Source organism: Gordonia sp. 852002-51296_SCH5728562-b (genome assembly GCF_001665475.1).
Lineage (GTDB): Bacteria > Actinomycetota > Actinomycetes > Mycobacteriales > Mycobacteriaceae > Gordonia > Gordonia sputi.
In genome coordinates, this window is the sequence record NZ_LZMI01000084.1 from 66,092 (window position 1) to 77,153 (window position 11,062).

At 65.8% G+C, this 11,062-nt stretch carries 10 protein-coding genes and 2 pseudogenes; 1 reads left to right on the plus strand and 11 read right to left on the minus strand.

What is annotated here, in order from left to right:
- Positions 1-101 precede the first annotated feature (101 nt).
- The 6 genes and pseudogenes from A5766_RS15755 to A5766_RS15775 form a co-directional block, all read right to left on the minus strand.
- The gene (locus A5766_RS15755) at positions 102-788 is read right to left on the minus strand and encodes a FadR/GntR family transcriptional regulator (protein ID WP_005206349.1); all 687 of its coding nucleotides are present in this window, start codon (positions 786-788) and stop codon (positions 102-104) included.
- A gap of 4 nt (positions 789-792) precedes the next feature.
- On the minus strand, positions 793-1,443 hold the full coding sequence (locus tag A5766_RS15760) for a sulfite exporter TauE/SafE family protein (protein WP_231894673.1): 651 nt from the start codon (positions 1,441-1,443) through the stop codon (positions 793-795).
- A 52-nt stretch (positions 1,444-1,495) separates the two neighbouring features.
- Positions 1,496-1,744, minus strand: a pseudogene (locus tag A5766_RS25070) (sulfite exporter TauE/SafE family protein); the annotation flags it as partial.
- 96 nt (positions 1,745-1,840) lie between these two features.
- A complete protein-coding gene (locus A5766_RS15765; RefSeq protein WP_064905334.1) occupies positions 1,841-2,533 on the minus strand; it encodes an SDR family NAD(P)-dependent oxidoreductase in 693 nt (230 codons plus the stop codon).
- A 32-nt stretch (positions 2,534-2,565) separates the two neighbouring features.
- Entirely contained in the window at positions 2,566-3,276 is a 711-nt protein-coding gene (locus A5766_RS15770) for an FAD-binding oxidoreductase (protein WP_064862777.1), read from the minus strand.
- A 19-nt stretch (positions 3,277-3,295) separates the two neighbouring features.
- Complete coding sequence (locus A5766_RS15775; protein WP_005206372.1) at positions 3,296-3,892, minus strand: sulfite oxidase-like oxidoreductase; 597 nt, start codon at positions 3,890-3,892, stop codon at positions 3,296-3,298.
- A 165-nt stretch (positions 3,893-4,057) separates the two neighbouring features.
- Between A5766_RS15775 and A5766_RS15780 the strand changes: the two genes are divergently transcribed.
- Positions 4,058-4,501: a DUF5994 family protein gene (locus A5766_RS15780; protein ID WP_005206374.1), complete on the plus strand. Its 444-nt coding sequence runs from the start codon at positions 4,058-4,060 to the stop codon at positions 4,499-4,501.
- Positions 4,502-4,525: 24 nt separating this feature from the next.
- Here A5766_RS15780 and A5766_RS15785 read toward each other — a convergent pair whose 3' ends face one another.
- From A5766_RS15785 to A5766_RS15805, 5 genes and pseudogenes are all read right to left on the minus strand, one after another.
- Positions 4,526-5,692 (minus strand): VWA domain-containing protein, encoded by a 1,167-nt coding sequence (locus A5766_RS15785; protein WP_064905337.1) that lies wholly within the window; start codon positions 5,690-5,692, stop codon positions 4,526-4,528.
- Positions 5,689-7,989, minus strand: a complete 2,301-nt coding sequence (locus A5766_RS15790; RefSeq protein WP_064905338.1) for a DUF5682 family protein — start codon at positions 7,987-7,989, stop codon at positions 5,689-5,691. The genes A5766_RS15785 and A5766_RS15790 overlap by 4 nt, the downstream gene beginning before the upstream one ends.
- Before the next feature lie 5 nt (positions 7,990-7,994).
- The gene (locus A5766_RS15795) at positions 7,995-9,086 is read right to left on the minus strand and encodes an ATP-binding protein (protein ID WP_005206381.1); all 1,092 of its coding nucleotides are present in this window, start codon (positions 9,084-9,086) and stop codon (positions 7,995-7,997) included.
- Positions 9,083-10,558: a DUF5691 domain-containing protein gene (locus A5766_RS15800; RefSeq protein WP_064862773.1), complete on the minus strand. Its 1,476-nt coding sequence runs from the start codon at positions 10,556-10,558 to the stop codon at positions 9,083-9,085. Before A5766_RS15800 ends, A5766_RS15795 begins: the two co-directional genes overlap by 4 nt.
- Positions 10,559-10,571: 13 nt before the next feature.
- Positions 10,572-11,062 (minus strand): annotated as a pseudogene (locus A5766_RS15805) (SWIM zinc finger family protein); the annotation flags it as partial.

The following is an 11,062-nucleotide window of genomic DNA, read 5'->3' on the forward strand; positions in this document are numbered from 1 at the left end:
GGGAGGCCTGGTTCATGGTTGACCGTGGTCGTCGGGTCCTCGCGCTACATTCGGTCGATGCATGCATCACTCCGAGGTCCGTAGCCACCAGATCGATGCGTTCACACTTCGGTTCGCGCGTCAGATCCGAGCGAGTCTGCCAGCCCCAGAAGATGTGCACGCGTGAGCCTTTCGGCACGGTCGGCGTCGCGCTCGAGTATGGCGTCGACGACCGCGCTGTGTTCGTCGGCGTCTGGTCGACCCACCGGCATCATGGTGAGCATGTCGGTCATCGACCCCACCAGCCGCGCCCGCAGGCCGTCGAAGAGTGTGGCCAGCAGGTCGTTGTGCGACGCCACGACGATTGCCTGATGCAGTCGAATATCCTCTGCGGCAAGCGCTTGCGGCGTTCCGCCGAGCAGAGCGTTGCGATTCTCCAACGCCGTTCGGATGATGCGCGCGTCGTCGTCGGTGTGGTTGGCTGCGGCGAGAGCGGCAGCCCGCGATTCGATGGCGATCCGGACCTGCAAGACGTCGGTGATCTCCGCGATCTCGGCGAGCTGATCCCACGGCTGCGTGGGTTCGGTCGCGGCGAGGAAGACGCCGACGCCCTGCCGTGTGGTGAGCACTCCACGCGCTGCGAGGCGTCGAATGGCTTCGCGGACCGTGGAGCGGCCCACGGATAGTTCCCGTGCCAAAGACACCTCGCCGGGAAGCTGCTCACCTACCTCCCAGCGTCCACGCCGAACATCGTCGAGCAGGGCACGTGCTGCCTGTTCCGACAGCGGAACGCGCGAAAGTGCTTCCAAGGTCCTAGTCCGTTGTGTCTCTGTCGATTGGTTTCGAATGGTCCATCACCGTTCGTTCTGATGATAGGCCCGCGACCTCGGCGGTCGATCGGCGCCGCGCGACGCTCTCAAGCCACATCCGGTACATCTCGCGCACACCGATCGTCAGCGCGAAGGCCGCGAACACGATGCTCAGAATCTTGACGTTCAGCGCGAGTGCGATCAGCACGCCGACGACTGCACCGGGCAGCGCACCGATGTTCAGGTTGAGGCCGAGTCGCATGTCGGCGGTGCCCTGGCGTGCGTGCGTGATGGTTCCGACGATGACGTTGGGGAAGAACATCAGCAACGACGTTCCTTCCGCGGTCGGGAGTTCGGTACCGAAGAGCAACATCAGGGCCGGAACAGCGAGCAGGCCGCCGCCGAGACCCATCCCGGCAGCCCACGCGCCGATCACGAATCCGAGAATCAGCGATACCGGGACGACGTACCACAGACTCGCAAGCCAGCTGTCGGGCACGACGGCCGATCCCTGCATCGGGTCGTGCCCTGAGACGTCGAGAAACAATTTGAGGCACGTCAACAGGAGGATTGCGACGAACAGCCAACGCAGGATGAGCGCCGGGATGCGCAAGATCAGCTTGGCGCCCAGGACCGCACCCAGCGTGGCCGACAACCATTCCCGTCCCCGCCCGAAAATCGATGGATCCGCCAACCAGTCCGAACGTGGCTGCTCCGACGCCGGTAACGGCGATGTTCGCCGCGCCGGCAGTGCCGTGGAGAGTATGCCGGGAGAGGTTGGTGACCTTCTCCAGAGCGGGCACGTAGAACACCCCGCTACCGCCGCCGAGCAGTCCGCCGATCACACCACCGGTGGCACCGATCCCGAGCTGGGTGGGCACGGACGGTTCGACGACCCGCCCCGCGGTCGTGCTTGCTCTGAATGTTCCGGGCCGCCTGGTTCCGAGCGTGCGCATTGTGAGACTCCTTCGGGGTGATGCACCGACACGTTACGCATACATGTACTTGTCTGACAAGTAGGTGTATGCGAGCGCTAGCCCCGCCCGCGTTTGTTACCAGGGCACAGTCTGACCTCGATAGTCCAAGAACTGCAGCCCGCCCGCACCCGCCTGTGCTTCCAAGACGTCGGCGACGCCCCGCGTGCTCTGCTCGACGGTCAGCGAGGCGTCGGAGCCACCCAGATCGGTCTGGACCCATCCCGGCACCATCAAGAGCAACGTGCGCGGGTCGTCGGAGTGCCTGGCCGCGAAGCTCCGCATCAGCTGATTCAGTGCTGATTTGCTCGCCCGGTAGATCTCCCACCCAGTCACGCGAGTGTTGTTCGTGATACTCCCCTGCCCCGACGACATCACTGCGATTGTTCCGGTTGGCGGGACGAGGTCAGCGAATCGTTCGACGAATCGCATGGGGCTGAGCGCGTTCGTAACCATCACGCGATCGAACGTCTCCGTCGAGACGTCGCCAACGGTCTCCCAACGATCGTGCGTGATTCCCGCATTCACGAAGATGAGGTCGGAGGTGGTGTCGGACAGTTTGTCATGCAGTGCCACAACCGAGTCGGTGTCGTTGATATCCACGTTCTCGACGGTCAGCGAACCATCGGACCGTGCGGCGAGCGCACCCAGATCGCCGCCGGCGTGGCGGCTGGTCGCCGCCACATGCCAACCGCGTTCGCAGAGGCGCTCGGTGAGTCCGAGCCCCAATCCCCGTGATGCCCCGACGATCAAGGCGTTCTTCGTTGCCATCGTGCGTCTCCTCTATCCGAATCGTTCCGTCTCTATCCGAATCGTTCCGTTCTGATTCGCCCGGCGTCGTGCCCGATGTCGAGCATCGCTCGTGCGCAGTGTTCGACGAACCCGTTGGGTCCGCAGATGTAGACGGTCGGCTCTCGTTGCGGCGCAATCGTCACCGCTGCGAGTTCGGCCGCCGTGACGCGCCTGGGACGGCGCGTCTCTCCTTCCGCACCCTCGCGGGTGTGAAAAACGTTGACGGGCAACCTGGTGTGCTCGACAAGCTGATCGAGTTCGCGCGCGAAGTACCGTCGCTGCGGCGTACGTAGCGAGTACACGAGGTTGAACGGAGTAGACGGGGCAGCCACCTCGCGCAGACGGATCATCGACATCAGCGGCACGATCCCCGAGCCGCCACCGATCAGTTGGACCGGCCGCGTATTCGACGGGTCCCACGTGAACCACTGTCCGTTGGGTCCGCTGATCTCGAGCGGCTCGCCCACCTCGACCATGTCGACGAGGTAGGGCGACTCCTCGCCGTCGTCGACCTTCTCGATGGTCACCTCGATGGTGCGCGTCTCGCGGACGTCGGAAAGCGAGTATGGCCTTGCCGTCGAGTATCCGTCCTCCGCGGTGAGCCGGATGTCGACGTGTGCGCCTGCATCGGCGCTCATCGGTTCACTCAGCGCGAGTCGCAGCGATCTCGCGGTCGGAGTCTGCATCTCTGCCCCGACGACCGTCGTGATCTGCCAGCGCATTGTCAACACTCCCTCACTGTCACGAGTAGCGCTGCTCACGCCAGGGATCACCGTAGATGTGATAGCCGCGCTCTTCCCAGAATCCAGGAGCGTCATGGGGCATGAACCGCAGGCGCCGAACCCATTTCGCGCTCTTCCAGAAGTACAGATGCGGTACGAGCAGCCGTACCGGGCCACCGTGTTCAGGCGCGAGCGGCTCACCGTCGAAGGTATCTGCCAGCCAGCCCCTTCCATCTGTCAGATCAGTAAGCGGCACGTTGGTGGTGTATCCGCCGTAGCAATGTGCCATCACGTAGGCGTCCGGTGGCCACGGGAGTACCGCCAACAAGTCGTCGAAAGCAACTCCACGCCAACGGGTGTCGAACTTCGACCACCGTGTGACGCAGTGGATATCGGTCGTGATGTCCCGGTGCGGCAGGGCGAGGAAGTCCCGCCACCGGAGACTGTGTGCACGATGATCCGACGACTGAATCGTCAAGCGCCAGGAGTCAAGTGGCAGCACCGGCGTCGGCTCTGCGGACAAGACCGGGAAGTCGAGGGTCGAATACTGTCCTGGCGGCAGCCGATCGGCCATCCTGTCGCGGCGTCCGACGAAGCCGCGGTTCACTATCGCCATATGTGCAAGTGTAGGGCCGCGCCGACTTTTCGCAGGTCATGGGCGTATAGTCTGGTTCAACTGATTTGCACTCATAGCCGACGTACTCGCGTGGTCGTGTGTTGGTCACCGTCGGGTTTTGGTCACCGGCGAACGCGGCGTCACAGCCGGTCAGGAGAGTGTCCGGTGGTCACGTTGGGTCCCACCCGGGTTCGGTTCACCACTGATCGCAGCGCCCCGATCGCCGGGGCGTGGTATCCGTACACTGCGAACCTCGCCGATGAACTGAGCAGTCTGTCCGGTGCGGCGGCGCCCCGACTCGGCGAGGTCACCTCGATATCCGTGCACTGGCAAAGCTACCGGCGCTACCCCGGTCTCGACTCTGCAGACTCTCCGACGGTTCCGCCGCTCATGACGCTCAACGGCTCCCACCGAAACGCGACGCTGCTCGTGATTCCGTGCCGCACGGCGTCGTCGTTGGCGGCGATCCTGATGCACCTCGCCAGCGACAGCGAACTTCCCGACGGGCACATGCATTCGCTGGAATCCAAGCGCGGCCGACGCATTCTGTCGATAGCGAGCCAGTACATGGCCTCACTCGACGGGACCGCCAGCGCAGCGACCAGCTGACGCCACCCGCCCGGCGCCCAAGCCTCATTCGTCTTCCATGCCACGCTGTGCCAGTTCGTTGGCATCGGACCATCCGACGATGTCGCCGCGCCCGATCGCGAGGGCGAGCAACTCCGGGAAGGCGTCGGGCGTACACGCGAACGCCGGAACACCCATGGCACCCAGCGCTCCTGCGATGTCGCGATCGAACGACGGCGCTCCCTCGTCCGACAGCGCCAGCAACACGATGACCTGCACGCCGTCGGCCTGCAGCTGCGCGATCCGCTTGAGCATCTCGTCGCGGATTCCGCCCTCGTACAGGTCCGAGATGAGCACGAAGATGCTGTCATTGGGCCTGCTGATGAGGGTTTGGCAGTAAGCGATCGCGCGATTGATGTCGGTTCCGCCGCCTAGCGTCGCGCCGAACAGCACGTCCACGGGGTCGTCGAGTTGACCGGTGAGGTCGACGACCTCGGTGTCGAAGAGCACCAACGACGTCCGAACCGACCGCATCGTGGCAATCACCGCTCCAAAGATCGACGCGTACACGATCGATTGGGCCATCGATCCGGACTGGTCGATCGCGATGACGATGTCTTTGCTGACCATTTGTGAACGGCGACCGTGGCCGACGAGCCGTTCGGGAACAACGGTCTTGTACTCCGGTAAGTAGTTGTGCAGATTGCGAGCGATCGTTGCGTTCCAATCGATGTCGCGGAACATCGGTCGGGTCACCCGGGCTGCGCGGTCGATGGCTGCGCCGACTGCGCTTCGGGTGCGGTGGGCGATGCGTCGTTCCACCTCGTCGACCACCTTGCGCACCAACGCTCGCGCCGAAGCCTTCGAACTCGCCGGAATCGCCCGCCCGAGTGCCATGAGCGTGGTGACCATCTCGATGTCGGGTTCGACCGCATCGATCAGTTCGGGTTCTGCGAGCAGCGAGTACAGGTTCAGCCGCTCGACGGCGTCGTGTTGCATCACCTGAACAACGGTTTGCGGGAAGTACTTTCGTATGTCGCCGAGCCATCGGGCGACCGACGGAGCCGACTTGCCCAACCCACCCCTGCGCGACGCGTCGGCGTCATACAGCGCCGACAGCGCACCGTCCATAGCGGCATCGGAGCCGGTCAGCGACGGAAGTTGTTCTGCCGCTGCATCTCCGAGCACCAAGCGCCAGCGTCTGGCGCGCACGTCTCGTGTGCCGTCGGTCATCGCAACCCCAATATGTCGGCGACAACGCGCACCGCAGGCGCGGCGAGATCGGGATCGAAGGTCGTCGTGCTGGCCGGAAGGCCGTCGGTGCGGTCGAGTGATGCGACCCGGTTGCCGATGTTGCGACGCACCGAAGTGTCGAACAGCCCGAAAGTCCTGCGCAGCAACGGCAGAACGTCGGTGAAGTCACGCTCGCCGAGCGTGCTCAGCCACTCGTCGAGGATCACCAACAGATCGCGGTCGTGGACGAGCAGCAGCCCACCGTCACCCAGAAAGCCGTCGATCCATTGGGTTTTCGACGTCGGGGTGGCTCCCGTCGACAACGCGAACTGCAACCGGCCGGCGGCGTCGGCGGCATCGATGTGTCCGCCGTCAAGCAGCAATCGCGTGGCTCGGCCGACCAACAGACCGTTCACATCACACCGGTCGGCGATCGTGCGCAGTGCCCCGATCCAGCGGCCCATGTCCTGCTCGTCGAGCAGGACCACCGTCTCGTGGGTGGCGTCGAGATGCGCTTTCAGGGCTTTCGCAGCGTCATCGTTGAGACTCGAGATGGCGGCGGGGATGCCGACGCAGATGCGGGTGAGCAACGACGATGCGACGAGGTGCAGCGAGGCGGTGTCGGTGCCGCGGACGTCTCCGTAGCGCTGCGCGCGTCCGAGTGCTGGTAGTGCCTGCATCAGGTGCGCGACGTCGTGGTCGACGGCGGCTCGCTCGTCGAGTGCGGTCAGGACAGGCGCCACCGCATCGACGAGTTCGGCGAGGAGTGCCGACTCCAACGCCTCGGTGACCTCACCCAACGTGTCGGCGCCCGTCGCCTTGTCGATGACCTTGGCGGTGGCGGCGCCCTGCACCGTGGTGCCCCACACCGAAGCCACCACGACGTCGATGACGTAGTCGGGTCGCCATGCGACGATCCAGCCCTCTTTGAATGTGCCCATTCCGGTGACGTCACGGGGTTCACCCCAATTGACGCCGAGTACGAGTAACCGGTGCAGCAGCAGGGATTTGGCCATGTCAGTCGGTTTGCGAAGGTCCAACGCCAGCTCTCTGGCCACCGGATCGATCTTCAATCGGGCCGACCGCGCCGTCGCGGTGACGTCGGCCTGAAGCGGGACAACGGGAGCGTCGTCGGGAACCGATCCCAAACGCTCCCCGATGACGGCCTCGCGATACATCATGTCGGACAGTCCGGAGTCGCCGTCGAGCATCACGGCGTGGGTCGCCTCCGTGACCTCTGCCAACCCCGGTAGCGGTCGCTGTCGCATCACCGCGAGGGCCTCCGCGAGGCGGGCGGTCTCGATGATGTGGGCCGACGACACGTCGATGTCTTTGTCGCGCAACAGTCGTGCCTGATGGATCAGCCAGCGGACGATCACGTCGTCGGACGTGGTGAACAAGTGGTGATACCAACCCGGTGAGATCACACCCGCCCCGTACCCGGACGCACTGGCGATGCGCGAATGGGTCCACGGTACCCACGCGAGCTTGCTCCGAATCTTGTTCGTTCCCTTCAGGATTCGCGCATCTCCGGCAGCGGGCGGCAACTTCCCCGACAGTACTGGTGCATGCCATGCCCCACACACGACGGCAACGCGTTCGACGCCCGGCCGCTTCAACGTCGCGCGGAGTACCTGACGCATGTGGGCTTCGCGTCGTTCGTCGTGGAGTTCGTCAGGGGCTGACTCGTCGGGCGAACGCAGGAAGTCGTCCTCGCGCAGCGTGGCCATCGCCTCGGCTATCGCCGCGAATCCTTCTGCTTCGCCGCGTGTTTCGACGACGTCGTCCCACCAGCGCTCAGGATCGGAGTAGCCGGCCGCGGTGGCAAGCGTGCGTACAGGGTCGATCCGTACGCGACCAGGTGCATCCTCGCCGGGTTCACGTGACTCCTCCGGAGTCGGGTCGGCGGGCGTATGACCCGACTCGGTGCGGTGTGCGAGCACCATCGTCGTGGGAAGGTCGCAGAACGCGACGTGCACTCGGGCGCGCACCGCCCAGCGCATGGCCTGCCATTCCGGCGAGAACTCGGCGAACGGCCAGAACGCGGCACGCGACGGATCGTCTGCCGCGTATCCGAGGAGGGCGACCGGGGGCGACATGCCCGGGTCGACGACGGCTGGGATCAGATCCGACGCATCGGCAGGACCTTCGATGAGGACGGCGTCGGGTTGAAGTCGGTCGAGTTCGTTGCACACCGCGCGGGCCGAGCCCGGCCCGTGGTGGCGGATGCCGAGCACGTAGGTGCCCGGCAGCGCACGCGAGTCGACGGTGGGTGCGGACGAGGGGGGTGCGGACATGCCGGTCAGCGGAGCGCCCCGCGCGCGGCGCGGTAGAAGTCGGCCCAGTCGGAGCGTTCTCGCACAACGCTTTCCAGGTACTCGGTCCAGATCACCGAATCGGCTCCCGGGTCTTTGATCACCGCGCCCTGGATACCCGCTGCCACGTCGGCGGGCCGGAGCACGCCGTCGCCGAAGTGTGCCGACATCGCGATGCCGTGGGTGATGACCGAGATGGCCTCCGCGGTCGACAGTGTGCCGCTGGGTTGCTTCACCTTCGACCGCCCATCCTCGGTGACCCCGGAGCGCAACTCGCGGAAGACGGTGACCACGCGTCGGATCTCGTCTGCGGCAGAGGGCAATTCGGGAAGCTCCAGCGACTTTCCCAGTGCAGCAACACGTTGAGTCACGATATCGACTTCGTCCTCGGCCGAGGCGGGCAGCGGCAACACCACCGTGTTGAAGCGGCGTCGGAGCGCCGACGACAGGTCGTTGACTCCGCGGTCACGATCGTTGGCCGTCGCGATCACGCTGAATCCCTTGGTGGCCTGCACCTCTATCCCGAGTTCCGGCACCGGCAGCGTCTTCTCCGAGAGGATGGTGATCAGCGCGTCCTGCACGTCGGAGGGGATACGCGTGAGCTCCTCGAGTCGCGCGATCTTGCCCTCCCGCATCGCCACCATGATCGGTGAGGGCACCAGTGCCTCGTTCGACGGTCCCTCGGCGAGCAGCCGGGCGTAGTTCCAGCCGTAGCGGATCGCCTCCTCGGGCGTGCCTGCCGTCCCCTGCACCAACAGCGTCGACGTCCCACTGATCGCTGCCGCAAGGTGCTCGGACACCCAGGTTTTCGCTGTTCCGGGCACCCCGAGAAGGAGCAGTGCGCGGTCGGTGGCCAACGTCGCCACGGCCACCTCCATCAGCCGTCGGGGTCCGATGTACTTCGGTGAGATCACCGTGCCGTCGTCGAGAGTGCCGCCGAGAAGGTAGGTGACGACCGCCGACGGCGACAGCAGCCAATTGGCAGGGCGGCTAGCGGTGTCTGTGCGGGCCAGTGCCGCGAGTTCGTCGGCGTAGAGCTGCTCGGCGTGTGGTCGGAGCAGATCGTCTGCAGTGGTCATGCGAACTCCCTCGTGAGGACGATACGGATACGGATGGACTCGGCCAGGCGGGCGAACTGTGCGGGCGCGGTCGCGACACGCGCACCCACCGCACGCACGGCGTCGCGCCACGCATCGGTGGCCGGGAGGCCAACCGACATCAGGTCGAACAGTTCTGCCGTGGGCCCGCTGCGCGCGGTTCCCGACACGGTGGCGGCGAGCAGGCGTAGTGAGGCGTGCGCGATGTTCTCCGGCCACGGGGTCGGCAGGACGCGCAGAGCCGCGAGGCGTCGGTCGTCGGGTAGGTCGTCGAAGGCACGTGACACCTCCAGCGGATCGGCGGCCACGAAGACGACCGGTAGCGCATCGGGGTGTGTCATCAGTGCAGTCGCCCAGCGCCGATCGTCGAATGTCACTGCGGCGTGGCTCAATCCGACGACGAGCGGGCTCTGGTCAGAACCGATTGCTGCGACGATCTGCGCCGGTGACATTGCGAACCTTTTTTCCCAGAGCGACGGCCGAATCCGTGACACCAGCTGCGCGAGCACGTGGGCGCCGACCCCACGCCTTGCGTTTGACGGCACGGTCAGCGTGAGTCCGTCGCGTGCGAGCGCCGCATTCGGCTCAGTAGGCAGCGTCGCCTGCAGCACGGGGCGTCGGCGCATGAGGTGCCGTTCTTCGTTGAGCAACAGTAATTTCGACGCCGCGTCGAGGATGCGCTGCTGGTGCGCCGAGCCGTCGATGTGGTCGAGAATTCCGGCCGCAGTTGTCCTGACATTGCTGCGCCGATCGTCGAGCGCGCGCTCGAGCAGGGGCTCGTCGGACAACGACGGCGTGCGACCGAGGATGGGCAGTAACAGTTCACGACTGGGTCCGTCTTCTGTGCGCCATGCGGATTCGAGGAGTTCTCGCGCAGCATCTGGGTCGCGCTCCCGCAGCGATCGCAGGTAGGACGCACGCTCGTCGGGTTCGCCATGGGTCCACGCGGAGGTATCTGCGATGTCGCCCGACGTCGAGGGGGCGTCGAGCACGGCTTTCAGCTCGGGGGCTTGTTCGGCCAGCCATCGTCCGCGTGGACCGACGAAAGTGGTTACCGCAGCGCGGATCTCGACCCTGCGCGCGGTACGGGCGAGGAGCGTCGGGAGCATGCGTGCGGGAGGCCGGACGTGCGACCGCGCGAGCAGGTCGAAGCACCAGAGTTCGAGCTGCGGCGACAGCATCATCGCGCGGTCGAGGTTGCCTGCGATCTGATCGGAGATGCGCGGCCTCGGGTCGTCTGGCGAGGCGGGGATGGGTTCGGCAGCGATCGTCGGCGGCCCGCTCGCGCACCGTGCGACGGCGCTCAGTGCCGCGATCTGCAGGGTTGTGACCGCCGGGTCAGCGACTTCATCTGGCAGATGCGCCTCGATCACGGGATCGACGCCGTGCGTGGTGATCGGTCGGCTGCGGACGCCGACGAGCGCGGCCGAGACCACCTCGTCCCAGGTACTCATACGGCAGCCATCCTCATACGCGGACCACACCGCCGTCGACGATCACCGACTCGACGTCGAGTCCGTCTGTTCCGAGACTCCCGAAGATCGGTACCCGCGCGCCTCCGGTGAGCGCGAGTAGCAGGGGCCAGCGCTCGCCCGTCACGAGGATGTCGATTGCGTCGCCCGTGTGATCGATTGCCGCCGGTCGGCCCGCGACGGTGCGACCGAGTCGCGCGTCGAGCACCACCGGCCACCGCCGCGCCCACGGATCGTCGGCGATCGCCTGCGCGTGGGCGCGCCTGGCCGCGGCGATGTCGGAGAGCACGAGCATGCCGAGCGGATCGGGATGTGGGAGTGCGTCGGGCTGCGGTGACTCTGCGTCGGGCTGCGGTGACTCTGCGTCGTCGTAGAGGCAGCGCAGCAGAGGCGAGCCCGGGTAGAAGTGCATCGCCGCGACCAGCGTTGCGCCCACCCTGGGACGCATCGGCAATACGCCGCCCTTGGGCGCGTAATCGAGCAGGA